Origin of the sequence: Sphingomonas sp. (assembly GCF_031361285.1) — a bacterium.
In the GTDB taxonomy this organism is placed as follows: domain Bacteria; phylum Pseudomonadota; class Alphaproteobacteria; order Sphingomonadales; family Sphingomonadaceae; genus Sphingomicrobium.
Map to the genome: position 1 here is coordinate 68,989 of NZ_JANMCO010000018.1, position 25,717 is coordinate 94,705.

The window sequence follows — 25,717 nt, forward strand, 5'->3', positions numbered from 1 at the left end:
GCGGCGCGGAAACCCGCTTGACAGTGATGTAACCTTCGCGTTACTTGTCACCTATAGGTTACGAATAAGCGCCTGAAGGGATGGAGTTCGATGAGCGAGATATCCACTGTCGACACCGCCGAGCGTCTCAGCCGCAAGCGCGCCCGAATGTTGCCGGTCCTGGCGCTAATCTACATCAGCCAGCAGGCCACGTTCTTTACCGATGACGCCTTGGAGGGCCGCGCGGTCGACCATGTCAAAATCGGCGCCTGGCTGGTCCTCTCGCTGGTCATGCTGCTGGCGCTGGCGACCAATGGCTTTTGGCTCCAAAGCGCCGAAGTCCGGGCGTTGATCAATGACGAAAACACCAAGGCCAATCGCGCGGGCGCGATGACGGTGGGTTTCATCTTCGCAATGCTCGGCGGGATGGCACTCTATGTTGTCAATCAGTTCGAAACGGTCACGGCGCGCGCGGCCATCCACGTCATTCTCTCGCTCGGGCTTGGGGCAGCGCTGGTCCGCTTCGGCGCGCTCGAGCGGCGTGCACACCGCGATGGCTGAGCAGCTCCATAATCGGATCCGTGAAGCCCGCGAGGCGCGCGGCTGGACCCAGGCCGAGCTGGCGGCGCGCATCGGCGTAAGCCGCAAGACCGTCAACACGGTCGAGAACCGGGTGTTCACGCCGTCGACGCTGATTGCCCTCAAACTGGCCCGCGCACTCGATCTGCCGGTCGAGGATCTGTTTTCTATTTCTTCTGAGTGAACGCGCCAACCGCGGCGATGAGGTCGCCTTGCGCTTCGGCAATATCGGCGAGGTGCATCCCCCAGCCGGGCAGGAAGAAGCCGAGCAGGCCGACTTCACCGCCAATGCGATCGGTGCGCTTGCCCTTGGGATCGACGTTGGTGCGGATCGACAGATAGCCGCGCGGGCCGTCATTGACGCATTTGGCGGAGACCAGCCCTTCGGTGCGCAGATAGGGCGTCGGCGGCGGCCCTTCACTCGACCAGCTGATCGGCCCGCCCGGCACCGGTAACATTGAGCGCGCGTACCAAACACTGTCGAGCTTTTCCCAAGCGCGCGACCCGGGCCGGGCCGGATTGACGCAGCCAACCGTCATCCCCGGCTGGTCGGCATAACCGAAGATCGCGCCGGGCGGCGGCGCATTATTCTCGCGAAAGCTGACCCAGGAAATCACACAGCCGGTCTGGCCGGTGCGGCTGCACAAAGGCGTCGTCTTGAAGGTTCCGCCGACGAGTTTGCCTTGGGGCACCAGCACATTGAACCCGGCCAGGATGGCCAGTTTCATGCGCGCCGCTTCCGGCTTGCCCTCGATCCGGTTGGCGATCAGTAGGTTGAGCATCAGGCTGCCCTGGCTGTGGCCGATGAGGACGAACGGTCGCCCCTGATTGTATTTCGCAAGATAGGTGCGCCACGCGTTGGCGACGTCCGAATAAGCCAGGCTGGCGGCGAAACCGACGTCGCCCCCTGTTGCCGCGACCGTCACCGCGCCAAGGGTCATTTGGCGGTACATTGGCGCGAATGGGCGGCAGACCCCGGCGAAGCGGGCGAACTGGACCTCGGCCGCGCCTTTTTCGGCATTGTCTGGGATGAGGTCGCTGTTCATGCCGCGGTCGTTCGAAACCGTCGGATAGACGTAGAAACAGTCGATCGGCGTGTCCTTGGCGACCGGGCTGGTTCCGCTGGAGCCATAGCCGTTGGGGTTGAGCGCGGTGGTCGGCAGCGGTTTCGCGCAGATGTCCGCCCGGCCCGGCAGGCACAGCCAGTTCGCCGGCTTCGCATAATCGGTGACGGCGGCAACCGGCTGAGCTTCGGCAGGCGCGGTGGCGAACACGGCCAAACCCGCTAGCAACAAGAGTCGAATCACTTGGGCATCGCTCCCGGGTCGAACAGGCCGGTCTGGCTTCCCTCGGGGGGGTTGAGCCCAAGGTGAGTCCAGCCACGGCCATTGAGGCAGCGCCCCCTTGCCGTGCGGGCGATGATGCCAAGCTGAATGAGGAACGGTTCGATCACGTCTTCGATGGTATCGCGCGGTTCCGACAGCCCGGCGGCCAGTGTCTCGATACCGACCGGGCCCCCGCCATAAATGTCGGCAATCATGGTCAAATAGCGCCGGTCCATCGCGTCCAAACCCAGGCCGTCGATCTCGAGCCGGTCGAGCGCCTTGTCGGCGACTTCGGCATCGATTGCTTGCGCCCCGACCGCATGGGCGAAATCGCGCACCCGCCGCAGCAGCCGCCCGGACACGCGTGGCGTCCCGCGCGACCGTCGGGCGATCTCGTGGGCGCCTTCGTCCTTGAGCTCGACGTTGAGCAGCCGCGCGGCGCGGCGGACGACCTGCTCCAATTCGGGCACGCTGTAGAAATTGAGCCGAATGGGGATGCCGAAGCGGTCGCGGAGCGGGGTCGTCAGCAATCCCTGGCGGGTGGTCGCGCCGATCAAGGTGAAACGCGGCAGGTCGATCCGCACCGACCGCGCCGACGGCCCCTCGCCAATCATCAGGTCGAGCGCGCGGTCCTCCATCGCCGGATAGAGCACCTCCTCGATCGCCGGCTGGAGGCGGTGGATTTCGTCGATGAACAGCACGTCGCCATCCTCGAGATTGGTCAGGAGCGCGGCGAGGTCGCCCGACTTGGCGATCACCGGCCCGGAGGTGGCGCGGAAGCCGACCCCCATTTCGCGCGCCAATATTCCGGCGAGCGTGGTCTTGCCCAGCCCAGGGGGACCGAACAGCAGCACATGGTCGAGCGGTTCGCCGCGCGACTTGGCGGCATTGACGAACACGCGGAGATTCTCGCGCGCGACCTGCTGGCCGATGAACTCGTCGAGCGATTTCGGCCGCAGCGCCGCATCCGCATCCTCGGGCGTGCGTTCGGGCGTCGTGATGCGGGCGGGGTCGGTGGCCATCCATCATGCTTGTGGCAAAAAGGACGCGTAAAGGCGAGCGGCTTGCGGCGCACCGCCTGACGGGGCAGCATCATTTCAAAGGGGGGCGCTTCTATGGATATATCTCGGCGATCGGTTTTGGCGGGGGCAGCGGCGCTGGCGGTGGCCGGCCCGGCGGTGGCGAAATCGGCGATCAAGGGCAGTGGCGGCGACTGGTACAGCCGCGCCATCGTCATCGACGCGCTCGGCGGGACCGGCGATCCCTATGCCGCCGACGGCGTCACCCGAATGACCGACCGCGGCTGGGCCGAGACACTGGCGACCGGTGTCACCGTGGTCCGCGACACCGTCATGCCAGTCGGCAACGTCCCCGACCCCTGGGGCGATTATCAAAAGGACATCGCCGCCAAGCATGAGCTGATCGCCGCCAACCCGGACCGGATGCTGTTGATCACCAGCGCGGCCGATATCCTCAAGGCCAAGCGCGAGGCAAAGTTCGGGGCGATTATCGGCACCCAGGATAGCTGCATGGTCGGCCCGAACCTCGACCGGCTGGCGGAGATGAAGAAGGACGGGGTGCTGACGATCCAGCTGACCTACAACAAACGCAACCTCGCCGGCGACGGGGCGCTCGAGCCCGCCAATGCGGGCCTGTCCAAGCTCGGCAAGGCAACGATCGAGCGGATCGAGGCGGAGAAGTTGCTGCTCGACCTGTCCCACGGCGGGGCGCGAACGATGGCCGAGGCGACGGCGTTCGCCAAGCGGCCGCTGGTCATCAGCCACACCGGCGCCCGGGCGCTGACCGATCACCCGCGCAACACCGACGACGCGACGATCCGCGCAGTGGCTGACAAGGGCGGTGTGGTCGGGGTCTATTTCATGCCGTTCCTGACCCTCGACAGCCACCCCAAGGCGGCGGACGTAATCGCCCATGTCGAACATGTCGCGCGGATCGCCGGCGAGGATCATGTCGGCATCGGTACCGACAATGGCGTGCTGCCGACGACGCTCGACGAGGAAACCAAGAAGAAATTGGAAAAATGGCAGCTCGAACGGATCAAGGCCGGAATTGCCTCGCCGGGCGAAGCGGTCGGCGTTTATCCGATGGTCGCGGACTATAATAGCATCGACCGCTACCGCCGCTTCGCGAGCGACCTGGCCAAGCGCGGCTGGAGCCAGGCGCGACTGGAGAAATTGATGGGCGGCAATTTCCTCCGCGTCTACCGCGACGCGTGGGGCGGGTAAGCCTTACTTAGCCGCCTTCCTCAGTGCCAGCCGCACCAGCGCGTCGAGTGCCACGTCGGGGCCGAGTTCGTCTTGCGCGGCGGCGACGGCAGCGCTGGCTTCGGCCGGCTTGAAGCCCAGGTTGCCGAGCGCGGAGACGGCGTCGGCTGACGGGCCGGAACGAGGCAGACCGGCGCCGGCAGTTCCGGCGAGGCCGGGCGCCCCCAATTTGCCTTGCAGCTCCATCGCAATGCGCTGGGCGAGCTTGGGACCGACGCCATTGGCGCGGGCGATCATCGCTTTGTCGCCGGAGGATACCGCCAGCGACAATTCGTCTGGGCCGAGCGCCGACAGGATTGCCAGCGCGACACGACCGCCGACGCCCTGGACCGAGGTCAACGCCCGGAACGCCTCGCGCTCGCCGGCGGTGCCGAAGCCGAACAGGGTCATCGAATCCTCGCGGACCTGCATTTCGGTCAGCAGCAGGACCGCGCCGCCGACCGGTCCGATGGCGTCGAGCGTGCGGGCGCTGGCCAGCACCTGATATCCGACGCCGGCGACGTCGATCACCGCGCCGTCGGCGCTGGTTTCGGCGAGAGTTCCGGTGAGGCGCGCGATCATTGCCCGCAATGCTTAGGGGATGCGGCGCGCGCTCGCCAGATGGTGCGCGTGGGTGATGGCGACGGCGAGGGCGTCGGCGGCGTCGGGGCCGGCGATCTTGATGCCGGGGAGCAGGCGCGCGACCATCGCGTGGACCTGCACCTTTTCGGCATTGCCGTTGCCGACCACGGCTTTCTTGACCAGCCGCGCGGCATATTCGCCGACAGTGATGCCAGCGCGGGCAGCGAGCATAATGGCGATGCCGCGCGCCTGGCCGAGCTTCAAGGTCGATTGCGGGTTCTTGTTGACGAACACTTCCTCGACCGCGGCGCCGTCGGGCCGGTGCTCGGCGAGCAGCGCCTCGAGCTGATCGGCGAGGTCGGCGAGACGCTCGGGCAAAGGGGCAGCGGTCTTGGTCTTCAATTCGCCGTTGGCAACGTGCGATAGCCGGTTTCCCTGCGCCTCGATCAATCCCCAGCCGGTCGTTCCGAGGCCAGGGTCGAGGCCGAGGATCTTCACAACCGAGCAAGCTCCTCATCCGGCACGTCGTAATTGCCCCAGACGGTCTGGACGTCGTCGTCATCGTCGAGCGAATCGATGAGCTTGATCAAATTTGCCGCATCGTCGCCGCGAACTTCGATCGAAGTCGACGGTTTCCACGCCAGCTTGGCGCCCTCGGCCTCGCCGAGCAGCGGCTCGAGCGCTTTCTGGACTTCGTGGAGCTGGTCGAGCGCAGTCCAGATCTGGTGGCCGCCGTCGTCCGATTCGACATCCTCCGCCCCAGCCTCGATGGCGGCTTCGAAGACTGTGTCGGCGTCGCCGGCGCCGGCGCCATATTCGATCAGGCCGAGCCGTTCGAACCCGTGGCTGACGCTGCCGCCGGCGCCCAGATTGCCGCCATTCTTGGAGAAAATCGTGCGGACGTTGGTCGCGGTGCGGTTGCGGTTGTCGGTCAGCGCCTCGACGATCAAAGCGACGCCGGCCGGGCCGAAGCCTTCGTAGCGGATTTCCTCGTAATTCTCGACATCGCTGCCCGACGCCTTGTCGATCGACCGCTGGATATTGTCCTTGGGCATCGACTGCGCCTTGGCGGCGAGGATCGCCGACCGCAGCCGCGCGTTCATCTCCGGGTCGGGCAGGCCCATCTTGGCCGCCACGGTGATTTCGCGCGACAATTTGGAGAACATCGTCGAGCGCTTTTTATCCTGCGCGCCCTTGCGGTACATGATGTTCTTATATTTGGAATGGCCGGCCATAGCGGTCTCTTAGGCCAGCCCGAGCGCGGTGCGATAGGTATCCAGCAACGCATCCATTTCCTGGCGGGTATGGGTTTCCATCTTCCGCAGGCGAACGATCATCCGCATGATCTTGGTGTCGTAGCCATTGGCCTTGGCCTCCGAATAGACATCGCGAATGTCGTCGGCTATTGCCTTTTTCTCTTCTTCCAGCCGCTCGATGCGCTCGATGAATAGCCGCAGCTGATCAGCCGCGACGGTGCCTTCCGCCATAAACAAACTCTCCGATTCAGGTTGAACGGCGGCTCTAGGCGAGGCGGTGCGCCGGCTCAAGCCGGGTTGAACGCTGGCCTCAAGAGGTTATGGCCAAGCCGCCGCGAAAATGCGTGGAAAGGACTTTAGTGACCGACGTGTTCACACCGCGTTCGCGCAAGGTGAAGATTCTGGCGACGCTCGGCCCGGCGTCGAGCACCCCGGCGATGATCCGCAAACTGGTGCTGGCTGGAGCGGATGCGTTCCGGATCAACATGAGCCACGGCGACCACGCTCAGAAAGCCAAGCTCGTCGCCATCATTCGCGCGCTCGAAAAGGAATTGAAGCACCCGACGACGATCATGTTTGACTTGCAGGGCCCCAAGCTTCGGGTCGGCCGGTTCAAGGGTGGATCGACGATCCTCAAGACCGGCGACCGCTTCACCCTCGATGACAAGCGCGGCCTCGGCGGTCCGGATCGGGTTGAGCTGCCGCATCCCGAACTATTCGGCACCATCCGCCCCGGCAACCGCATCCTGATCGACGACGGCAAGGTGCGCTTGCAAGCGATCGAGGTCGACGACCGGACGATCGTCACCAAGGTCGAAGTCGGCGGCAAGGTCTCTGACAATAAGGGCGTCAACGTCCCCGATGTGCTGGTGCCGATCCCGGCATTGACCGAAAAGGATCGCGTCGACCTCGCCTTCGCGCTCGAGCAAAAAGCCGATTGGATTGCCTTGTCGTTTGTCCAGCGGCCGGAGGACGTCGCCGAAGCCCGGGAGCTGATTGGCGAGAAGGCATCGCTGCTGGCCAAAATCGAGAAGCCGGCGGCGATCGACCAGTTGGAAGACATCGTCGCATTGGCCGACGCGGTGATGGTCGCGCGCGGCGATCTTGGCGTGGAGCTGCCGCCCGAGGCAGTGCCGCCGCTGCAAAATCGGATCATCGCCTGTGCCCGGCATTATGGGAAGCCGGTGGTGGTGGCGACCCAGATGCTCGAATCGATGATCATTTCGCCGACCCCGACCCGGGCCGAAGTCAGCGATGTCGCGACCGCGATTTACGATGGCGCCGACGCCGTCATGCTGTCAGCCGAGAGTGCCGCCGGCCAGTATCCGCGCGAGGCGGTGGCGATGATGGACCGGATCGCGTCGAGCGCCGAGCGCGACCCGATCTATCCGGCGCGCATCCATTTCACCCCGACCCGGCTGGAGCCGACCACCGCCGACGCGCTGGCTGGTTCCGCACGGCATATCGCCAGCACCGTCTCCGCCACCGCAATGGTCTGCTACACCAGCTCCGGATCGACCGCGCGGCGGATCGCCCGCGAACGCCCGGCGGTGCCGTTGTTGGCGATGACAGCATCGCTGACCACTGCCCGGCGGTTGGGCATCTTGTGGGGCGTCCACGCGGTCCACACGCGCGACGTGTCGAGCTTCGAGGAGATGGTCGCCAAGGCCAAGCGCATGGCCTTGCGGCACCGGATTGCCGAAGGCGGTGATCGCGTCGTGCTGATGGCCGGCGTGCCGTTCGGGACCGCCGGGTCAACCAACGTGATCCACGTCGTCCGGCTGGTCGGCGACGAGCTCGAACGGCATGTAGCCAGCAAGGACTCAGCGCAACACTGAAATCCTAGCGGCGCAGCGTTTCCGAATGCTCGACGAAATCGCCCAGCGCCTGGCCGAGCGGCCGCAGGAGCAAACCGCGATTGCTGGTCAGGCTGGTGTCGGATGGACTGGCATTGTCCGCGACCCGCACCCGGTCCGGGCTGACATCGGCCATGCCGGCGATTTCGCGGGCGAGATCGTGCCAGCTCACCGCGCCCTGATTGGTCAGGTGCCAAATGCCTTTCTCGTCATCGAGCAGCAGGTCGAGCGTCGCGTGGACCAGGTCGGGGACATAGGTTGGCGTGACGACCGTCTGGTCGGACGCGACGACGTCTTCTCCACGCTTCAAGCGCTCGATGGTGTCGAACAGGAAATTGGAGCGGTCCCACGGGCCAAAGAAGGCGCTGGTGCGGATGATCAGCGCGTCGCTATCAATTCCCAATAACCGCGCTTCGGCTTCGACCTTGCTGCGGCCGTAGGCGTTGGCTGGGCCGGTCAGGTCGGGCTCGATGTACGACCGGCCTAGCTGGCCGTCGAACACCAGGTCAGACGAGAAGGTCACCAGCGGCATACCGTGTAAGGCGCAGGCTCGCGCCAGCAATTCTGGGCCGGTGGCGTTGATCCGGAAACATTCGTCGGACTGCGCTTCCGCATCGGCGACGCGGACGAAACCGGCGGTATTGATGATCGCCCACGGCTTGATGCGCGCGAGCGCGGCGGCGATCGACGCTTCGTCGGTGATGTCCAGTTCGGCGCGGCCAGTCAGCACGTGCGCGAGGCCGCGGTGCGCGCAGATCCTTGCAAACGCCTGGCCGAGCGTCCCGGTCGCGCCAATGATCAGGATCGGTCGCGCGGTCGCCGAGCCCGCCGGCATCGTGTCGTAGCGCGGCCGGGCGAGCGTTCGGCCGGGACGCTTCCACCAGCCCGGCAGGTCGAGCAACGGATGGTCGAACGCCTCGCCCCGCCCGAGCTTGGCCGCCGCCTTCGCGACCAGGGTCGGTCGCGGCGACGGCGCGCGGGTATCGAACGCGCCGACGTCATAAGCGCCTTCGCGGCGGGTCAGCAGCGAACGCCAGTCGACCACGCCGAACAACGCCCACAACGTCACCGCGCGAATGTCGGCGCCGTGGGCACGTTCGGCTTCAACCGCGCGCCACATCTCGTGCAGCCAGCGTACCTGCTCCTCGCGCGTGCAGCCATGGTGGACTTCGGTCACCGCGATCGGGATGCCGTAGCGCTCCCAGGTCTCGCGCAGCCGCGCTGCCGGGCCCAGCTGCGGCCTTAACTGGTCGATCCGCGTCGCCTCGACATCGACGTAAGCGTGCCCGCCATTCGACCCGGCCTCGACGCCCGGATAGCGATCGACGCGGTCGTCGAGGAAACGCTCGCTGGTCAGATAATGGTCGAACCCGATGATGTCGGGCATGCCAGCCCCGGCGGCGAGTTCATCGAGTTCGGCCTGGGTGGTCGCGCCTTCAAGCAGCCAGCGATAAAACGGATGACCGTCCACAACGCGCCCGGCGAGCAGGTCGAGGCTGAGCCAGCGGCGATCATTCTCATGCTCCGCCTGATAGGCCAGTTCGTCGGTCGCGAAAGTCTTGCCGATGTCCTCGGTGGCGAGCAGCTGCGCGTTGGGATTGACGCCTCGGATCGCGCTCATGGCGCGGGCGATCCCAAGGCACTGGATGACGGTCGCGCGGAAGGTCGCATCGATGTCGCGAAGGTGCGGGTGCCAATGCCCGTACAGGCACGACAGGCGCGCCGTGGTCAGCGGTTCATTGACCGGCGTCCAAGTATCGATCCACGGATATCGCTGCGCCACTTTGGCGGCAAAGTCCGCGAGCAGCGTCGGAAAATTCGGATCGAGCAAATGGGTGTAGCGCGGTCCGGAACCGTGGTGGACGAGCCCGCCAATGACTCTGATGCCAAGCTCGCGCAGCCGGTCCAGCCGCGCATCGTGCCAGTCAAAATCGAGCTCGGTCGGGGTTTCCGGCGCAATCGTCTCCCACAGGATCGGATAGCGCACCGCCTTGATGCCAAGTTCGGCCATCGCGTCGAGATCGCTCATCCGCGATGCGTGGCCGGTGTCGATCAGCTGGTTGCGATAATCATCGCCGATCCGGACGACGGTGCACTCGACCCCGCCCCACAGCTCCAGCGGCGCGCCGGCGCCGCCCGTGATCATGCGGCCGCGACCGCAGACTCCTGCGGCCCTCCAAGCCGTCGCTTGTCGTCCATCTTGCGGAACGTCGCCAGCGCCTGGCCGACGATCTGGTCCATGTTGTAATAACGATAGGTCGCCAGCCGGCCGACGAAAGTGACGCCCGGGGTCGCGTCGGCGAGCGCCTGGTAGCGCTTGAACAGCTCTTCATTCTCGGGCCGCGGGATCGGATAATAAGGATCGCCCTCCGCCGCCGGATATTCATAAGTGATGCTGGTCTTCGCGTGGGTCTGGCCGGTCAGATGCTTATACTCGCTGATCCGCGTGTAGGGCGTGTCGGGCGACGGATAATTGACCACCGCGACCGGCTGATACTGTTGCTGGTCGAGGATGCGGTGATCGAACCGCAAACTCCGGTAGGGCAGCTTGCCGAAGCGGAAATCGAAATATTCGTCGATCGGGCCGGTGAAGATTAGGTGACCGGCGTCAACTTGCCCACGAACGCCGCGGTAATCGGTACCGAGCCGGCGCTCGATCAGCGGATTGGCCAGCATCGTCTTGAACATCGCGGTGTAGCCGTCTTTCGGCATCGCCTGGAACGTATCGCCGAAATAGCGGTCGTCGGTGTTGGTCCGGGTCGGGATGCGCTGGGTCACCTGCTTGTCGAGCAGGCTCGGATCGATGCCCCATTGCTTGCGCGTATAGCCGTGGAAGAACAGCTCGTAGAGCTCGCGCCCGATGGCGTTGACGACGACATCCTCCGAGGTTCGGATATCCGCGACCGGCTCAGCGCGCGCGGCGAGGAAAGCGGCGGCTTCGTCGTCGGTCTCGAGGCCGGCGTCGAACAGCATGTTCAAGGTCGTGCGGTTGATCGGGATCGGCACCAGCTGCCCGCGCACCTGCGCCAGCACGCGATGCTCGTACGGCCGCCATGCGGTGAATTGCGACAGATAGTCGACCACCTGATCGCTGTTGGTGTGGAAGATGTGCGGCCCATATTTGTGATACAGGATGCCGGCTTCATCGAGCTCGTCATAAGCGTTGCCGCCGATGTGATCGCGACGATCGATCAGCAACACGCGCGCCTTGTGCTCATTGGCCAGGCGCTCGGCCAGCACCGAGCCGGCGAAACCAGCGCCGACGATCAGATAGTCGTAACGTCCCTTGGGTTGGTGAACGAAGCTCATTCCGCCGCCACTAGCAGAGCCGGCGTCACGGTGCCCGTGTGTTCGCCGAGGACTTCGGCAACCAGGCCCGCCATGCGCGCCTGGGCGGTGTGCCAGCTGGTCGCGGATAGCAGCAGGTCAGCCTCCCCGAGCCACGCGCCGCCGCGGTCGCTGGCAAGCGCAAGCGCGGTCTCGCAGGCGGCGACAAAGCTGTCGGCGTCGCTGGCGATCTGCACGCCTTCGAGCTGGCCGTAATGGCGCACCACATCCTTGACCGGAGTCGACACCACCGGCTTGCCACCGGCGAGATATTCGGGGGTCTTGGTCGGCGAGATGAATTGGGTCGATTCATTCATCGCGAACGGCATTAGCGCGATGTCCCAGCCGCCGAGATAGGCCGGCAGCTCGGCATAGGTCTTGGGCCCGAGATAATGGATGTTCGGGCGCCGCGGCAGCTCCTCGGGCGAGATCTTGACCACCGGGCCAACCATGACGAACGACCATGATGGGCGCAACTCGGCGGCGCGATCGAGCAGGTCGATGTCGAACCGCTCATCGAGCACGCCGAAGAAACCGAGGCGCGGATGCGGCAGTAAAGCCTGGTCGGCGGGATCGTCGATCGTCGTGCGGGCCTTGCCGAAATGGGCGCGATCGACCGACGACGGGAACAGATGGACGCTGTGGTGGCGGTCCTTCTTGGCTTCGAACAAGCTCGATCCACCGGTGAAGACCAAATCGGCCCGGGCGATCAGCTCCTGTTCGAGATTGAGCAAGCCTTCGGGCGCGAAGCGGAATTTCGATAGCTCGTCCATGCAGTCATAGACCAGTACGTCGGCGTCGAGATGCCGCGAGAAGGTCAGCATCATCGGCGTGTAATACCAGGCGATCAGCGGCCGGCTGAGTGTGGAGACAAAGCCGTCGAGCAGGCCCTTCAGGCTCGCCGCGCGCTGCTCATCGCTGATCCCGCGGGGAAGGTGCGGGACGGCAATGCGGACGCCCGGAAAGCCCTCGGCCTCGCGGACCTGGAGGAACGCGGGATCGTCGGCGTCGATGTCGAACGGCTCTTCCCAGAACACCACCGGCATGTCGGCGGCGAAGCCGCTCATCAGATGCTGCGGACGCTGGAAAACAAAATCCCACCGCAAGTGCGAGAAACAGATCAGGTTCTGGCGGTCCGTATCCCGCGGCGAGGGATCGGCAAACGAACCATCTGACATCCCGACGTGATTGAGCATTTCTCGATTATTCCCTCTGATGTTAGAAACCTATCTGTCCAACGGACAGGCGCCGGTTGCAGTTCCGCAGGCTCGGGCAAGATTGCGACGAACGGTGATTGTGCAGTGCAGCATACACCAACGCCGCTGATTGACCTAATGGCCGCCACATGGAAGGAAGTCGGCCTTGCAAGCGCTCGTTGAACGGGAAAACATGGCGACAACGATCGAGGAACTCGAAAAACGCCGCGAACTGGCGAAGCTCGGCGGCGGCGCCAAGCGTATTGCAGCGCAGCATGCCAAAGGCCGGCTGACCGCGCGCGAGCGCCTGTCGGTCCTGCTCGATCCCGGCAGCTTCGAAGAAACCGGCATGTTCGTCGAGCATAATTGCTCCGATTTCGGTATGGAGACGCAGAAGATCCCCGGCGACGGCGTGGTCACCGGTTCGGGCACCATCAACGGCCGGCTGCTGTTCGTCTTCGCGCAGGATTTCACCGTGTTCGGCGGCAGCTTGAGCGAGCGTCACGCGCAGAAGATCTGCAAGGTGATGGACGCGGCGATGAAGGTCGGCGCGCCGGTCATTGGCTTGAATGACAGCGGCGGTGCGCGCATCCAGGAAGGCGTCGCCAGCCTCGCTGGCTATGCCGAGGTGTTCCAGCGCAACGTGCTCGCTTCGGGCGTCGTCCCGCAGCTGTCGCTGATCATGGGCCCGTGCGCCGGCGGCGCGGTTTATTCGCCGGCGATGACCGACTTCATCTTCATGGTGAAGGATTCAAGCTACATGTTCGTCACCGGGCCGGAGGTGGTCAAGACCGTGACCAACGAGGTCGTCACCCAGGAGGAGCTTGGCGGCGCCGTCACCCACACCACCAAGTCGGGCGTCGCCGATGTGGCGTTCGACAATGACATCGACGCGCTGCAGGCGACCCGCGAGTTCTTCGATTTCCTGCCGCTGTCCAACCGCCACGACGTGCCCGAGCGGCCGTGCACCGACCCTTGGGATCGCATCGAGGACAGCCTCGACACGCTGGTGCCGCCGTCCGCCGCGACGCCGTACGACATGCACGAACTGATCCGCAAAGTCGCCGATGAGGGCGACTTTTTCGAATTGCAGCCGGCCCACGCCGCCAACATCATCATCGGCTTCTGCCGAATCGAAGGGCGCACCGTCGGGGTCGTCGCCAACCAGCCGATGGTGCTCGCGGGCTGCCTCGACATCAACTCATCGAAAAAGGGCGCGCGCTTCGTGCGGTTTTGCGACGCGTTCGACATCCCGATCCTGACTTTGGTCGACGTCCCCGGCTTCCTCCCCGGCGTCGCGCAGGAACATCACGGCATCATCAAGCACGGCGCCAAATTGCTGTTCGCTTATGCCGAAGCGACGGTGCCCAAGATCACCGTGATCACCCGCAAGGCCTATGGCGGGGCTTATGACGTGATGGCGAGCAAGCATTTGCGCGGCGATTTGAACTATGCCTGGCCGACCGCCGAGATCGCGGTGATGGGGGCGAAAGGCGCGGTCGAGATCATCTTCCGCGGCAAGACGGCGAAGGAAATCGCCGAGCACACCGCCGAATATGAAGAGCGCTTCGCCAACCCGTTCGTGGCCGCGAGCATGGGCTTCATCGACGACGTCATTATGCCGCACTCGACGCGGAAGAGGGTGGCGCTGGGACTACGCAGATTGCGCGACAAGCAATTGGAAAATCCGTGGAAGAAGCACGACAATATTCCGCTCTGAGGCGAAAGGTCAGTCGCTTCGGCCACGCCGCCAAGCTTTGGCTTTTCGTCTTTGTGCTAGGGTACGGCGGGATTATTTGGATCGGGCCGGGTCGTGTCGACGAAGGATGGCCGGGCTTCGTTGAAATCCTAGCTTTGTGGACGTTCCTCGGTGGTGCACTCCTCTGGACTCAAACTCGGCAGCGTGTCTGGTATGATGATAGGGCGATCTGCGCGGTCACCGTCGACAAGCAATCTCAGTGCATATTGTACTCCGAGATCGAATGCGTCAGCGCATCACATTCATGGAGGCGAGCTGCGGCGGGCCGTCCCGTCAGTGAATTGGAAGTTAGGGCTCGGGATGGACGTTCAATTCTGATCAGCTTGCGTCATCTGTCCTTGGCCGAATTGCAAGAGATGGTGGATGAGATTCATCAACACACTGGCTTGCACGTCCCCGAGCTGCGGAGGTTTGTAAAATGAGCACCTACACCGCCACGATCCGCTGGAAGCGCGGCGCCGACGACGCCTTCGCGGCGGGACGCTACAGCCGCGCGCATGAGTGGGCGTTCGACGGCGGGGCGGTGGTGCCGGCTTCGGCCAGCCCGCACGTCGTGCCCAAGCCCTATTCCGACGAGGCCGGGGTCGATCCCGAGGAAGCTTTCATCGCCTCGCTGTCGAGCTGCCACATGCTGTTCCTGCTCGATTTCGCGCGGCGGGCGGGTTTCGTCGTCGACCGCTATGAGGACCGCGCCGAAGGGGTGATGGAGAAGAATGCCGAAGGGCGCATAGCCATCACCCGCGTGACGCTGCGCCCGAACATCGCCTGGGGCGACGACTTGGCGCCCGACGCCGCCGCGCTCGCCGAGCTTCACCACAAGGCGCACGACGCCTGCTTCATCGCCAATTCTGTGACGAGCAAGGTGACGGTGGAACACTGATCGTCATTCCCGCGAAAGCGGGAATCCCACTTTTCTTTTCCGCTATTGAAGGCAAGAAGCGGGACCCCCGCTTCCGCGAGGGCGACGAAGAGGATTGTCATGAGTCTGGGACGATTGAACCATGTCGGGATCGCGACGCCTTCTATCGAGGCGAGCCTGGCGATGTATCGGACCATGTTCGGCGCGGAACCGCATGGGCCGGCGTTCGACTTGCCGGCGCAGGGGGTGCGCGTGTGCTTTGTCGATACGCCGAATGCGCAGATCGAGTTGATCGAGCCGCTGGGGGCGGACTCGCCGATTGTGAAGTTCCTCGAGAAAAATCCTCTCGGCGGGCAGCATCATGTCTGCTTCGAAGTCCCCGACATCCACGCCGCCAAGGCCGAGTTCGAAACCAGGGGCGCCCACGTGCTCGGCGAACCGCGGATCGGCGCGCACGGGACTTTGGTGTTCTTCGTCCACCCCAAGGACATGGGTGGAGTCCTGACTGAGATCATGGAGACGCCACGCTAGCCCCTCTCCCCGGCGGGGAGAGGTTGGGTGAGGGGGTTCCGACTTTTTCGGAAATGTCCTAGCCCCCTCACCAACTTCGACTAACCAGCAAGCTGGTAAGTCTTCGTATCCTCTCCCCGCCGGGGAGAGGGGAAATGGGTGCATGACCGACAAGCCGACGCGTCAGGACTGGGAGACGCTCGCCGCGAAGGAAGCGCGGGGGCGGGATCTGGCGCGCGCGACGCTTGAGGGCATTGCGTTGAAAACCGTCTACGGGCCCGCCGACGCGGCGGCGGTCTACAGCGGCTTCCCCGGCCTGCCGCCCTACACCCGCGGGCCCTATGCGACGATGTACGCCGGGCGGCCGTGGACTATCCGCCAATATGCCGGTTTCTCGACCGCCGAGGACTCCAACGCTTTCTACCGTCGCAATCTCGCCGCCGGGCAGAAAGGGCTCAGCGTCGCCTTCGATCTCGCCACCCACCGCGGCTATGACAGCGACAATCCGCGCGTCGCCGGCGACGTCGGCATGGCGGGCGTCGCGATCGACAGCGTCGAGGACATGAAATTGCTGTTCGACGGCATTCCCTTGGGCGAAATGTCGGTCAGCATGACGATGAACGGCGCGGTGCTGCCGATCATGGCCTTCTACATCGTCGCCGGCGAGGAGCAGGGCGTGCCGCTCGATGCGCTGACTGGCACCATCCAGAACGACATTCTGAAGGAGTTCGCGGTCCGCAACACCTACATTTACCCGCCCGAACCCTCGATGCGGATCGTGTCGGACGTGATTGCTTATTGCGCCGCCGAGATGCCCAAGTTCAACTCGATCTCGATCAGCGGCTATCACATGCACGAGGCCGGGGCGACGGCGGTGCAGGAGCTCGCCTACACGCTCGCCGACGGCATGGAATATGTCCGGGTGGCGATCGCCGACGGGCTCGACGTCGATGATTTCGCGCCGCGGCTGAGCTTCTTCTTCGGCATCGGCATGAACCTGTTCATGGAAGTCGCCAAGCTGCGCGCCGCGCGGACCCTGTGGGCGCGGATCATGACCGACCTTGGCGCCAAGAACGAGAAATCGAAGCTACTGCGCACCCACTGCCAGACATCGGGCGTCAGCCTGACCGAGCAGGACCCGTACAACAATATCGTCCGCACCACGGTGGAGGCGCTGGCCGCGGTGCTCGGCGGCACGCAATCGTTGCACACCAACAGCTTCGACGAAGCGATCGCGCTGCCGACCGATTTCTCCGCCCGCATCGCCCGCAACACGCAGCTGATCCTGGCCGAGGAGAGCGGCGTCACCGCGGTCGCCGATCCGTTGGGCGGCAGCTGGTATGTCGAGGCGTTGACGCGTGAGCTGGAAGAGCATGCGTGGGCGCTGATCGAGGAAGTCGAGGCCCACGGCGGCATGACCAAGGCGGTCGCCGAAGGCTTGCCCAAGCACCGGATCGAGGAAGCGGCGGCGGCCCGCGCGGCCAAGGTCGACATCGGCGAGACGGTGATCGTCGGCGTCAACCGCTATCGCCTGGCCGAGGAAGAAGAGCACGACTATCTCGAGGTCGACACGGCCAAGGTGCGCAGCGGCCAGATTGCGCGGCTGGAGCGGATGCGGGTGAGCCGTGACGAAGCGCAGGTTCGCGCGGCGCTGGATGCGCTGGAAGCAGCGGCCAGAAATCCTCCCCGGAACGGGGAGGGGGACCATGTGGAACATGGTGGAGGGGGCGGCGTGCAGGGCTCCAACCCCCCTCCGTCAGGCCAACGGCCTGCCACCTCCCCGTCCCGGGGAGGATCGAATCTGTTGGCTCTCTCCGTCAACGCGGCGCGGGTTCGGTGCAGCCTCGGCGAGATATCCGACGCGCTCGAGCGCGCGTTCGGCCGCTACGGGACGGTGCCTGAGCCGGTTCGCGGGATCTACGGCAAGGCGCGCGGCGATCCGCGCTGGCAAGCGGCGGTCGAGGGAACGATGGCGGTCGCCGAACGGCTCGGCCGCAAGCCCCGGATCATGGTCGCCAAGATGGGCCAGGACGGCCACGACCGCGGCGCCAATCTGGTGTCGTCCGCCTTCACCGATCTGGGGTTTGAGGTGATCCCCGGCCCCTTGTTCCAGACCCCGCGCGAGGCAGCGGAAATGGCGGTCGAAAGGCAAGTCGACGTCGTCGGCGCCTCGACCCTCGCGGCCGGCCACAAGACTTTGGTCCCCGAGCTGATCGCCGCGCTGAAAGACATGGGCCGCGCCGACATCAAGGTCGTCGCCGGTGGCGTCATCCCGCCGCAGGATTATGCGATGTTGCGGGCAGCCGGCGTCCAGGCGATCTTCGGCCCCGGCACCAACCTCGCCGACGCCGCCGACGAGGTGCTGCGCCTGCTCGGGCATAACCGCCCGCCGATGGACGAGGCGGCGAAGTGAGCAGTCGAATCACAGAGTTCATGTCGGCGAAGGCTTGGCGCTACAGCGCGGTCGAAGGGCTCCGAGGGACAATCGGCATCACGCTGGCCGTTCTGCTGGCCGGCATTGCAGGAGGCCTCATCAATCACGTCCAGCCAAGCTTTCTGGTGCCCCGCTTGGCCAAGATTGCCGCAATCGTCACAGTGCTAAGCTTCGCGCTGTTCACAGCATATGCGCGGTGGGGACTGTGGCGGGGCAATCAGGTGAAATCGAAGTAATGTTCAAAAAGATCCTGATCGCCAACCGCGGGGAGATTGCGTGCCGGGTGATCCGCACCGCCAGGCGCATGGGGATCGCGACCGTCGCGGTTTATTCCGACGCCGATGCGCGCGCGCCGCACGTCAGGATGGCCGACGAGGCGGTGCGGCTGGGGCCGGCGCCGGCGAGCGAAAGCTACCTTAAGGCCGAGCTGATCATCGATGCGTGCAAGGCGACGGGGGCCGAGGCGGTGCATCCGGGGTACGGCTTTCTCTCCGAGCGCGAGAGTTTCGCGAAAGCACTCGCCAAAGCGAACATCGTCTTCATCGGTCCGCCGCCAAAAGCCATCGCGGCGATGGGCGACAAGATCGAATCCAAGAAGCTGGCGCAGAAAGCGGGGGTCAACATCGTGCCGGGCTATCTCGGCGACATCGCGACGACCGCCGAAGCGGTGAAGATCGCCAAGGACATCGGCTATCCGGTGATGATCAAGGCGTCGGCCGGTGGCGGCGGCAAGGGCATGCGGCTGGCGTACGCCGAAAAGGACGTGCGCGAGGGGTTCGACAGCGTCAAGCGCGAGGGGCTGGCCAGCTTCGGCGACGATCGCGTGTTTATCGAGAAATTCATCGAAGCCCCGCGCCACATCGAAATCCAGGTGCTCGGCGACCAGCACGGCACCGTCCTCTATCTTGGCGAGCGCGAATGCTCGATCCAGCGCCGCAACCAGAAGGTCGTCGAGGAATCGCCGTCGCCGTTCGTCACCCCGCCGATGCGCAAAAGCATGGGCGAGCAGGCGGTCGCGCTGGCCAAGGCGGTCGGCTATTATAGCGCCGGCACGGTCGAGCTGATCGTCAACGGCGCCGACAAGAGCGGCAAGAGCTTTTACTTTCTCGAGATGAACACAAGGCTGCAGGTCGAGCATCCGGTGACCGAGGAGGTGACCGGCCTCGACCTGGTCGAGCAGATGATCCGCGTCGCCGCCGGCGAGAAACTGAGCTTCGGTCAGAAGGACGTGAAACTCTACGGCTGGGCGGTCGAAACGCGGGTCTATGCGGAAGACCCGTACCGCGGGTTCTTGCCCAGCACGGGGCGGCTCATCCGATATCAACCGCCGAAACCTACTCCCCTCCCTGGAAGGGAGGGGAGGCCGAGAGTCCGCGTCGACGACGGGGTCGCCGACGGCGGCGAGATCAGCATGTTCTACGACCCGATGATCGCCAAACTGATCACCTGGGCGCCGGACCGCGTGGGCGCGATCGATGCGCAAATTGCGGCGCTCGACCAGTTCGTCATCGACGGCATTTCCGACAATGTCGATTTCCTCTCCGCCCTGATGCAGCACCCGCGCTTTCGGCGTGGCGACCTCGCGACCGATTTTATCGCCGACGAATTTCCCGACGGATTTCACGGCGCCCCGGCGGACGCGGAGCTGGTGCAGGATCTCGCCGTGCTGGCTGGCATGGTCGGCGCGATCACCGACGCCCGCGCGGCCGAAATCGACGGCCAGCTGGGCGACACGATCGATCTGCCGTCGGAGCGCATCGTACGGATCGCCGGCGCCGACCATCGCGTGCGGATCAAACCCTATGACGGCGGCACGCTGGCGGTACTGGATGACGGCGAGCTGATCGACATTATCGGCCGCTGGACGCCGGGGCAGCGGCTGCTCATCGCGGCCGTCGACGGGCGCCCGCGGATCGTCCAGGTTCGCCGCGTCGGCCGCGCATGGGAACTGCAGACGCGCGGCCAATCACACCAGGTACAAGTGCTGGCACCGCACGTCGCGGAGCTGTCGAAGCACATGATCGAGAAGGTCCCGCCGGACCTGTCGCGGCTGCTGCTGGCGCCGATGCCGGGACTGCTGACGCGGCTAGACGTCAAGGTCGGCGACACGGTCGAGCCCGGCCAGCCGGTCGCGGTGATGGAGGCGATGAAGATGGAGAATATCCTCCGCGCAGACCGCGGCGCGACGGTCAAGGCGACCCCCGCCAAGCCCGGCGACAGCCTCGCCGTCGATCAAATCATCGTCGAGTTTGAGTGAGCCGGATTCTTACTGTCTGCATCTTGGCAATTGCCCTGACTGCTTGTTCACGGTCGCCAGCCGATGTTTCAGCTTGCGCCGCGCCCAGGGCTAATTGGCAGAAGCCTCATTGCATTGAATGTGGATTGGAAACACCGCGAATCTCGTTTGAGATCGACCGCAATTCGAATCTCTATCAAAACGGCAAACCCATTTCGCTCGCCGAGATGTCTAAGCAACTGGGCGAGATCGGAAAGATCGATAATCCGCGCATTCAGGTGCAACTAGAAACGGAGATGGGCGCCAGTTGCACGACGGTTGAGAGGGTGAGGGATCTTTTCGACCAGCACCTGCAATGCGGCGAGTTCGGTCAGTGCGCCGAGGGTATCAAAGATGTTTGGCGAGAGTGGCCCGTGCCACCAGGAACACCACCCTCTTAGACACAGGTCCTAAGCTCGCTCCGCCTGAGCTTGCCTGTGGCGGTCTTCGGCAGGCTGTCCACGAACTCGATTGCGCGCGGATATTTGTAGGGGGCGATCTGGTCTTTGACGAAGGCTTGAAGCTTTTCGGCCAGCTCGTCGCTAGGCGTCGCGAAATCGGCGAGCACCACGAACGCCTTCACCTTCTGCCCGCGCTCCGGACACGGCACGCCGATCACCGCGCATTCGGCAACGGCGGGGTGGGACAGCAAGGCGTTCTCCACTTCGGGTGCGCCGATGTTGTAGCCCGAGCTGACGATCATGTCGTCGTTGCGCGCGACGTACCAAAAATAGCCGTCAGAGTCCTTGGCGAAGGTGTCGCCGGTGACGTTCCAGCCGCCCGCGACATAGTCGGCTTGGCGCGGGTCATCGAGGTAGCGGCAGCCGGTCGGGCCCTTGATCGCCAGGCGGCCTTCGCCCTCGGTGAGTGGATTGCCCTCTGGGTCGAGCACCGTGGCCTCGTAGCCGGGCACCGCCTTGCCGGTCGCGCCGGGGCGGATGTCGTCGCCCGCCGCCGAGACAAAGATATGCATCATTTCGGTGGCGCCGATGCCGTCGGTGATGGCGATGCCGGTGCGATCTTTCCACGCGGTCCAGGTTGCCGCGGGCAAATGCTCGCCGGCCGAGATGCAATGGCGCAGCGTTTTGAGCGCCGCGTCGAGCGACGGTTGCGACAGCATCGCCTTATACGCCGTCGGCGCGGTGGCGAGGTGGGTGACGCCGAATTGCGCGATCGCGTCGAGCACGAGCGGCGGACCGCCTTGCTCGATGGTCGCCGTCGCCGCGCCGAAGCGGAGCGGGAACAAGAGGGTTACGCCCAGCCCGAAAGTGAAGGCGATCGGCGCCGAAGTCATGACAATGTCGCCGGGCTGGTAGCCAACCAGATGCTTGGCGAAGGTATCGCACGGGGCAAGGATGTCGCGGTGGAAATGGACGCAGCCCTTGGGCACGCCGGTAGTGCCGCTGGTGAAAGCGATCAGCGCCGGGTCATCGCAGGCGGTGGCGCGCGCGGGCAGGGGATCGAGGGCGGCGCAGCGCGTCTCGAGCTCGCCATGCCCGTAGTCGCCGTCATATTTGACCAGGTGCTTGACGAAATGCGTCTGGTCCATCGCTTGCCGAAAGTCACCGATGAAGCGGCTGTCGACGATGGCGTGGCTGATCTGGGCGCGGTCGATCACGGTGGCGATCTCGCCCGGGCGGAGCAAAGGCATGGTCGCGACCACCACGCCGCCGGCCTTCAACATGCCGAGCCAGGCGGCGAACATGGTGTAGCCGTTCGGCCCGCGCAACAGCACACGGTTGCCGGGGATCAGCCCTTCCTCCTCGACCAGCAGCCGCGCGATGCGGCCCGAGAAATCATCGAGCTCGGCATAGGTCCAACGGCCATGTGCGTTGACGATTGCCAGCGCGTCCGGCGCGCCGCCGGCGAGCAGTTCCGCCGCTGCGTTCAACTGCTGCGGATAATCGAGCAAGCGAAAGTCCGGAAGCTGGTCCGGCGGGGGCAAACGGTCCTCGACGAACCGGTCGCTCACTCTGGCACCACCGCCGTGGTTTCGATCTCGACCACCGCCGCATGCTCGATCAGCGCCTTGACCTCGACCAGCGCCATCGCTGGATAATTGGCGCCCATGATCGACTTCCACACCGGCGCGAGCTCGTCGCGCTGCGACAAATAGTCGGTGCGGTTGGTGATGTAGCAGGTCATGCGGACGATATGTTCGGGGCCGGCGCCATCCTCGGCGAGGATGGCAAGGGTGTTGCGCAACACCTGCGCGAACTGGTCGACCAGGCGATGCGACGGGAAATTCTCAGTTTCGTCCCAGCCGACCACGCCGGCGGTGAAGATCATCCGTCCGGTGGCGGAAATGCCGTTCGAATAGCCCTTGGGTCGCGGCCAGCCGGGCGGCAGCAGGGTCTTCATCGGATTTGATCCTTGAGCGAATGTTCCTTGAGCAGGTCGCGGGCGATGATTTGGCGTTGCACCTCGGATGCGCCCTCGTAAATCCGAAGTGCGCGGACCTCGCGGTACAGTTCCTCCACTTTGGCGCCTTTGGTCACGCCGAGGCCGCCATGCATCTGCACCGCCGCGTCGATGACTCGTTGCGCGGCTTCCGTGGCGTACAGCTTGGCCATCGCGGCGGCGCGGCGGTTGTCCTTGTCGCCGACGTCTTGTTGCCAAGCGGCGCGATAGACCAAAGCTGCGGACGCATCGACGCTGACCGCCATGTCGGCGAGATTGGCCTGGGTCACCGCATTGTCGACCAGCGTGCCAGCGCCGAGCTTACGGGTGGAAGCAAAGCCCAGCGCTTCATCGAGCGCGCGGCGGGCGAAACCGAGCGCCGCTGCCCCGACCGTCACCCGGAAAAGATTGAGGGTCTGCATGGCGATCGCAAAGCCTTGTCCGGGTTCACCGATCAGGTCGCCGTGCGCGCCTTCGAACTTCAGACGAGCGAGCGGGTGGGGCGCGATCACCTCGATGCGCTCGACTACATTCAGGCCGGGTGTGTCGGCGGGAACGATGAATGCCGACAAGCCCTTGGCGCCATCCCCTTCGCCGGTCCGGGCAAAGGTGACGTAGAAATCCGCGATGCCGCCGTTTGAGATGTAGGTCTTCTCGCCGTCGAGACGCCACGCGCTTCCATCGCGGCGGGCCGTCATCGCGAGGTTAGCGGCGTCCGACCCACACTCGGGCTCGGTCAGCGCGAAGGCTGCAATCGCCTCGCCCGATGCCACCTTGGGGAGCCAAGTCTTCTTCTGCCTGGCGCTGCCAGCGAGGCTGATCGCACCCGAACCGAGTCCCTGCATCGCGAAGGTGAAATCGGCGAGCCCCGAATACCTGGCCAGCGTTTCTCTCGCGATTGCCAGGCTGCGTACGTCGGGCGGCTTGTCGCCGTCGCCTACGCACAGCTTGAGGAAACCCGCGTCGCCCAGCGCGCGAACGAGCGACCGGCATTCGGCATCGATATCGTCACCGTGCGTGTCGGTCGCGTTCGCCGCGCACCATATTTCGAGCTTTTCGGCCAGCGCGCGGTGGAGGGCTTCGAAGAATGGCCAGCTGGTATCAGTCACCCTGAAACTCCGGCGTGCGTTTGGCCGCGAACGCTTCGTAGGCGCGCTTGAAATCCTTGGTGGCCATCAGTTGCGCCTGGGCTTCGGCTTCCATGTCGATCGCGGCGTCGATCGGCACCGCCCATTCGGCGTCGAGCTGGCGCTTGGTGACCGCGTGCGCAAGCGATGGCCCGTTGGCGAGATCGGCCGCCAGGGCTTTGGCCTCGGCCAGCACGTGGTCGGAAAGGCGGTTGAAGAAGCCCCACGCGAGGCCTTCTTCGGCACTCATGCTGCGCCCGGTGAACAGCAATTCGGCGGCGCGACCGTGGCCGATGATCCGCGGCAGGATCGCGCACGCGCCCATGTCGGCGCCCGACAGGCCGACGCGCGTGAACAGGAAGGCGGTCCTGGCGTTAGGGGCGGCCAGCCGCAGGTCGCTGGCCATCGCCAGGATCGCGCCGGCGCCGGCGCAGACGCCCTCGACCGCGGCGACGATCGGCTGCGGGCAGGCGCGCATCGCCTTCACCAGATCGCCGGTCATGCGAGTGAATTCGAGCAGCCCGCCGGAATCCATTTTGGTCAGCGGGCCGATGATTTCGTGGACGTCGCCGCCCGAACAGAAATTGCCGCCCGCTCCGGTCAGGACGATGCATTTGACCGCGCGCGCATCGACCAGCGCGCGAAACATGTCGCGCAGCTCGGCATAGCTGTCGAAGGTCAGCGGATTCTTGCGCTCGGGCCGGTTGAGCGTGACCGTCGCGACGCCGCCCGCGAACTCCCACCGGAAATGCTCCGGCGCGAAATTCGCGGGGTCGAAGGTCACGCGGCGGTTCCGCCGTCGATGGTCACCGCCGCCCCGTTCACGTCGCGGCTTTGCGGCAGGCACAGGGTCAGGATCATGGTGCCGATGCCATCGGGATGCACGAGGCGGCCGCTGGCATTCATGTTGGTGATCGCATCGCGCGCTTGCTCTTCGCTGCGGCCGGTAATCTCGGACACGCGGGCGATCGACTGGTTGGTCATCGGCGTGTCGACATAGCCGGGGCAAACCGCGTTCACGGTGAGATTGGTCTTGGCATATTCGGCAGCGAGGCTGCGCATCAAGCCCAGCAGCCCGTGCTTCGACGCCGCATAATGCGCGGCATAGGGAACGCCGCGCAGGCTCGCCACCGAGGCGACATAGACCAGGCGGCCATTGTCGCTGGCGAGCAGGTCCTGGATCGCCGCCTGGGTGCAGTCGAAGGCGGCGGTCAAGTTGGTCGCGATAATCCGGTCCCAGCTGTCGCGGGTCATTTTCGCGAACGGCGCGCTCTCGGCGATGCCGGCGTTGACGACCAGCAGGTCGATCGGGCCGTTAGCAGCCCGCGCCTCGTCAAATGCCCGCTCGATCGCGGCGCGGTCGGTGACGTCGCACTGCACGGCGGTGCCGCCAACGATCGCGGCGATCTTGTCGAGCGGTTCGCGCCGGCGGCCGAGCAGCGACAGTTTGGCGCCCGCCGCGTGGAGATGGGTCGCCGCCGACGCCCCGATCCCGGTGCCGCCGCCGGTAATCAGCGCATGCTTGCCACTTGCCCAGCCCATCAGACGTCCCCTTGTTCCCCAGTGCGCAGATTGGCCTAGCACGACGGGACTGGCAACCGCGCCTGAGTGGAAAGCGCGACCGCATAAGCGTATGCCCGACGACGATCATCAATGGAGAACGTAATGAACGCCAACAAGGCCTTGTGGGAGAAGGGCGACTTCACGCGAATCGCCGATTGCATGCGCCAAAGTGGCGCCGAGCTGGTCGACCGGATCGGAATCGGCGCGGGCGAAAAAGTGCTCGACCTGGGCTGCGGTGACGGCACCACTGCGCTGCCCGCCGCCGAGCGCGGGGCCGACGTCACCGGGGTGGACATCGCCGCCAATCTTGTTGCCGCCGGCAACCGTCGGGCCGAAGCGGCTGGCCTCAGCAACATCAAATTCGAGGAAGGCGATGCGAGTAGCCTCGAATCGATCGAAGACGGCAAGTTCGACCGCGTGGTCAGC

The 25,717-nt window shown here is 65.0% G+C and carries 26 protein-coding genes; 12 read left to right on the plus strand and 14 right to left on the minus strand.

Annotated features, from left to right (window positions below; all coding sequences use genetic code 11):
- The first annotated feature begins 90 nt into the window (after positions 1-90).
- The gene (locus RMO25_RS02235; protein WP_309660975.1) at positions 91-540 is read left to right on the plus strand and encodes a hypothetical protein; all 450 of its coding nucleotides are present in this window, start codon (positions 91-93) and stop codon (positions 538-540) included.
- On the plus strand, positions 533-742 hold the full coding sequence (locus RMO25_RS02240; protein WP_309660976.1) for a helix-turn-helix transcriptional regulator: 210 nt from the start codon (positions 533-535) through the stop codon (positions 740-742). The genes RMO25_RS02235 and RMO25_RS02240 overlap by 8 nt, the downstream gene beginning before the upstream one ends.
- Here the strand turns inward: RMO25_RS02240 and RMO25_RS02245 are convergent.
- Complete coding sequence (locus RMO25_RS02245; protein ID WP_309660977.1) at positions 726-1,865, minus strand: DUF3089 domain-containing protein; 1,140 nt, start codon at positions 1,863-1,865, stop codon at positions 726-728. The genes RMO25_RS02240 and RMO25_RS02245 overlap by 17 nt on opposite strands.
- Positions 1,862-2,905 carry a Holliday junction branch migration DNA helicase RuvB gene (gene ruvB, locus RMO25_RS02250; RefSeq protein WP_309660978.1) on the minus strand — a complete coding sequence of 348 codons (1,044 nt, stop codon included), beginning with the start codon at positions 2,903-2,905 and terminating at the stop codon, positions 1,862-1,864. The genes RMO25_RS02245 and ruvB overlap by 4 nt, the downstream gene beginning before the upstream one ends.
- Positions 2,906-2,998: 93 nt before the next feature.
- On the opposite strand from ruvB, the gene RMO25_RS02255 reads away from it, so the two are divergent.
- Complete coding sequence (locus tag RMO25_RS02255; protein WP_309660979.1) at positions 2,999-4,129, plus strand: membrane dipeptidase; 1,131 nt, start codon at positions 2,999-3,001, stop codon at positions 4,127-4,129.
- Between the two features lie 3 nt (positions 4,130-4,132).
- On the opposite strand, the gene ruvA is transcribed toward RMO25_RS02255, so the two are convergent.
- Genes ruvA through RMO25_RS02275 form a run of 4 tightly spaced genes read right to left on the minus strand, consistent with a single transcriptional unit; the run spans position 4,133 to position 6,216 of the window.
- Complete coding sequence (ruvA, locus tag RMO25_RS02260; RefSeq protein WP_309660980.1) at positions 4,133-4,729, minus strand: Holliday junction branch migration protein RuvA; 597 nt, start codon at positions 4,727-4,729, stop codon at positions 4,133-4,135.
- A 12-nt stretch (positions 4,730-4,741) separates the two neighbouring features.
- Positions 4,742-5,227 carry a crossover junction endodeoxyribonuclease RuvC gene (gene ruvC, locus RMO25_RS02265; protein WP_309660981.1) on the minus strand — a complete coding sequence of 162 codons (486 nt, stop codon included), beginning with the start codon at positions 5,225-5,227 and terminating at the stop codon, positions 4,742-4,744.
- On the minus strand, positions 5,224-5,964 hold the full coding sequence (locus tag RMO25_RS02270) for a YebC/PmpR family DNA-binding transcriptional regulator (protein WP_309660982.1): 741 nt from the start codon (positions 5,962-5,964) through the stop codon (positions 5,224-5,226). The genes ruvC and RMO25_RS02270 overlap by 4 nt, the downstream gene beginning before the upstream one ends.
- A gap of 9 nt (positions 5,965-5,973) precedes the next feature.
- A complete protein-coding gene (locus tag RMO25_RS02275) occupies positions 5,974-6,216 on the minus strand; it encodes a DUF2312 domain-containing protein (RefSeq protein ID WP_309661001.1) in 243 nt (80 codons plus the stop codon).
- Between the two features lie 128 nt (positions 6,217-6,344).
- On the opposite strand from RMO25_RS02275, the gene pyk reads away from it, so the two are divergent.
- Positions 6,345-7,823: a pyruvate kinase gene (gene pyk / locus RMO25_RS02280; protein WP_309660983.1), complete on the plus strand. Its 1,479-nt coding sequence runs from the start codon at positions 6,345-6,347 to the stop codon at positions 7,821-7,823.
- A gap of 4 nt (positions 7,824-7,827) precedes the next feature.
- Here pyk and RMO25_RS02285 read toward each other — a convergent pair whose 3' ends face one another.
- The 3 genes from RMO25_RS02285 to RMO25_RS02295 are packed head-to-tail and all read right to left on the minus strand — an operon-like array spanning position 7,828 to position 12,235.
- Positions 7,828-9,987 carry a family 1 glycosylhydrolase gene (locus tag RMO25_RS02285; protein WP_309660984.1) on the minus strand — a complete coding sequence of 720 codons (2,160 nt, stop codon included), beginning with the start codon at positions 9,985-9,987 and terminating at the stop codon, positions 7,828-7,830.
- The gene (gene glf / locus RMO25_RS02290) at positions 9,984-11,150 is read right to left on the minus strand and encodes a UDP-galactopyranose mutase (protein WP_309660985.1); all 1,167 of its coding nucleotides are present in this window, start codon (positions 11,148-11,150) and stop codon (positions 9,984-9,986) included. The genes RMO25_RS02285 and glf overlap by 4 nt, the downstream gene beginning before the upstream one ends.
- A complete protein-coding gene (locus RMO25_RS02295; RefSeq protein ID WP_309660986.1) occupies positions 11,147-12,235 on the minus strand; it encodes a glycosyltransferase in 1,089 nt (362 codons plus the stop codon). Before RMO25_RS02295 ends, glf begins: the two co-directional genes overlap by 4 nt.
- Positions 12,236-12,557: 322 nt before the next feature.
- Here RMO25_RS02295 and RMO25_RS02300 point away from each other — a divergent pair, with 322 nt between their 5' ends.
- The 7 genes from RMO25_RS02300 (at position 12,558) to RMO25_RS02330 (ending at position 20,602) form a co-directional block, all read left to right on the plus strand.
- Positions 12,558-14,084, plus strand: coding sequence for an acyl-CoA carboxylase subunit beta (locus tag RMO25_RS02300; RefSeq protein WP_309661002.1), 1,527 nt, complete (start codon positions 12,558-12,560; stop codon positions 14,082-14,084).
- Positions 14,085-14,541: 457 nt separating this feature from the next.
- A complete protein-coding gene (locus tag RMO25_RS02305) occupies positions 14,542-15,003 on the plus strand; it encodes an OsmC family protein (RefSeq protein WP_309660987.1) in 462 nt (153 codons plus the stop codon).
- A gap of 99 nt (positions 15,004-15,102) precedes the next feature.
- The gene (gene mce, locus RMO25_RS02310) at positions 15,103-15,513 is read left to right on the plus strand and encodes a methylmalonyl-CoA epimerase (RefSeq protein WP_309660988.1); all 411 of its coding nucleotides are present in this window, start codon (positions 15,103-15,105) and stop codon (positions 15,511-15,513) included.
- A gap of 142 nt (positions 15,514-15,655) precedes the next feature.
- The gene (gene scpA / locus RMO25_RS02315) at positions 15,656-17,905 is read left to right on the plus strand and encodes a methylmalonyl-CoA mutase (protein WP_309660989.1); all 2,250 of its coding nucleotides are present in this window, start codon (positions 15,656-15,658) and stop codon (positions 17,903-17,905) included.
- On the plus strand, positions 17,902-18,162 hold the full coding sequence (locus tag RMO25_RS02320; protein WP_309660990.1) for a hypothetical protein: 261 nt from the start codon (positions 17,902-17,904) through the stop codon (positions 18,160-18,162). The genes scpA and RMO25_RS02320 overlap by 4 nt, the downstream gene beginning before the upstream one ends.
- Positions 18,162-20,183, plus strand: a complete 2,022-nt coding sequence (locus RMO25_RS02325) for an acetyl/propionyl/methylcrotonyl-CoA carboxylase subunit alpha (protein WP_309660991.1) — start codon at positions 18,162-18,164, stop codon at positions 20,181-20,183. Before RMO25_RS02320 ends, RMO25_RS02325 begins: the two co-directional genes overlap by 1 nt.
- A 23-nt stretch (positions 20,184-20,206) precedes the next feature.
- Positions 20,207-20,602 (plus strand): hypothetical protein, encoded by a 396-nt coding sequence (locus RMO25_RS02330; protein WP_309660992.1) that lies wholly within the window; start codon positions 20,207-20,209, stop codon positions 20,600-20,602.
- Here RMO25_RS02330 and RMO25_RS02335 read toward each other — a convergent pair.
- The 5 genes from RMO25_RS02335 to RMO25_RS02355 are packed head-to-tail and all read right to left on the minus strand — an operon-like array spanning position 20,599 to position 25,270.
- Complete coding sequence (locus RMO25_RS02335) at positions 20,599-22,173, minus strand: AMP-binding protein (RefSeq protein ID WP_309660993.1); 1,575 nt, start codon at positions 22,171-22,173, stop codon at positions 20,599-20,601. The genes RMO25_RS02330 and RMO25_RS02335 overlap by 4 nt on opposite strands.
- Positions 22,170-22,562: a RidA family protein gene (locus RMO25_RS02340; RefSeq protein ID WP_309660994.1), complete on the minus strand. Its 393-nt coding sequence runs from the start codon at positions 22,560-22,562 to the stop codon at positions 22,170-22,172. The genes RMO25_RS02335 and RMO25_RS02340 overlap by 4 nt, the downstream gene beginning before the upstream one ends.
- The gene (locus tag RMO25_RS02345; RefSeq protein WP_309660995.1) at positions 22,559-23,710 is read right to left on the minus strand and encodes an acyl-CoA dehydrogenase family protein; all 1,152 of its coding nucleotides are present in this window, start codon (positions 23,708-23,710) and stop codon (positions 22,559-22,561) included. Before RMO25_RS02345 ends, RMO25_RS02340 begins: the two co-directional genes overlap by 4 nt.
- On the minus strand, positions 23,703-24,512 hold the full coding sequence (locus RMO25_RS02350) for an enoyl-CoA hydratase family protein (protein WP_309660996.1): 810 nt from the start codon (positions 24,510-24,512) through the stop codon (positions 23,703-23,705). Before RMO25_RS02350 ends, RMO25_RS02345 begins: the two co-directional genes overlap by 8 nt.
- On the minus strand, positions 24,509-25,270 hold the full coding sequence (locus RMO25_RS02355; protein ID WP_309660997.1) for an SDR family oxidoreductase: 762 nt from the start codon (positions 25,268-25,270) through the stop codon (positions 24,509-24,511). Before RMO25_RS02355 ends, RMO25_RS02350 begins: the two co-directional genes overlap by 4 nt.
- A 123-nt stretch (positions 25,271-25,393) precedes the next feature.
- On the opposite strand from RMO25_RS02355, the gene RMO25_RS02360 reads away from it, so the two are divergent.
- On the plus strand, positions 25,394-25,717 hold a 324-nt coding region (locus RMO25_RS02360), incomplete at its 3' end, for a class I SAM-dependent methyltransferase (protein ID WP_309660998.1).

Excerpts from the sequence above, each read along its gene's own strand:
- RMO25_RS02275 (WP_309661001.1), bottom strand. The coding sequence starts at position 6,216 with ATGGCGGAAGGCACCGTCGCGGCTGATCAGCTGCGGCTATTCATCGAG.
- scpA (WP_309660989.1), top strand. The coding sequence starts at position 15,656 with ATGACCGACAAGCCGACGCGTCAGGACTGGGAGACGCTCGCCGCGAAG.
- RMO25_RS02295 (WP_309660986.1), bottom strand. The coding sequence starts at position 12,235 with ATGAGCGGCTTCGCCGCCGACATGCCGGTGGTGTTCTGGGAAGAGCCG.
- ruvB (WP_309660978.1), bottom strand. The coding sequence starts at position 2,905 with ATGGCCACCGACCCCGCCCGCATCACGACGCCCGAACGCACGCCCGAG.
- RMO25_RS02255 (WP_309660979.1), top strand. The coding sequence starts at position 2,999 with ATGGATATATCTCGGCGATCGGTTTTGGCGGGGGCAGCGGCGCTGGCG.
- RMO25_RS02240 (WP_309660976.1), top strand. The coding sequence starts at position 533 with ATGGCTGAGCAGCTCCATAATCGGATCCGTGAAGCCCGCGAGGCGCGC.
- RMO25_RS02270 (WP_309660982.1), bottom strand. The coding sequence starts at position 5,964 with ATGGCCGGCCATTCCAAATATAAGAACATCATGTACCGCAAGGGCGCG.
- glf (WP_309660985.1), bottom strand. The coding sequence starts at position 11,150 with ATGAGCTTCGTTCACCAACCCAAGGGACGTTACGACTATCTGATCGTC.
- RMO25_RS02300 (WP_309661002.1), top strand. The coding sequence starts at position 12,558 with ATGGCGACAACGATCGAGGAACTCGAAAAACGCCGCGAACTGGCGAAG.
- RMO25_RS02325 (WP_309660991.1), top strand. The coding sequence starts at position 18,162 with ATGTTCAAAAAGATCCTGATCGCCAACCGCGGGGAGATTGCGTGCCGG.
- RMO25_RS02355 (WP_309660997.1), bottom strand. The coding sequence starts at position 25,270 with ATGGGCTGGGCAAGTGGCAAGCATGCGCTGATTACCGGCGGCGGCACC.
- RMO25_RS02340 (WP_309660994.1), bottom strand. The coding sequence starts at position 22,562 with ATGAAGACCCTGCTGCCGCCCGGCTGGCCGCGACCCAAGGGCTATTCG.
- ruvA (WP_309660980.1), bottom strand. The coding sequence starts at position 4,729 with ATGATCGCGCGCCTCACCGGAACTCTCGCCGAAACCAGCGCCGACGGC.
- RMO25_RS02235 (WP_309660975.1), top strand. The coding sequence starts at position 91 with ATGAGCGAGATATCCACTGTCGACACCGCCGAGCGTCTCAGCCGCAAG.
- RMO25_RS02285 (WP_309660984.1), bottom strand. The coding sequence starts at position 9,987 with ATGATCACGGGCGGCGCCGGCGCGCCGCTGGAGCTGTGGGGCGGGGTC.
- mce (WP_309660988.1), top strand. The coding sequence starts at position 15,103 with ATGAGTCTGGGACGATTGAACCATGTCGGGATCGCGACGCCTTCTATC.
- RMO25_RS02305 (WP_309660987.1), top strand. The coding sequence starts at position 14,542 with ATGAGCACCTACACCGCCACGATCCGCTGGAAGCGCGGCGCCGACGAC.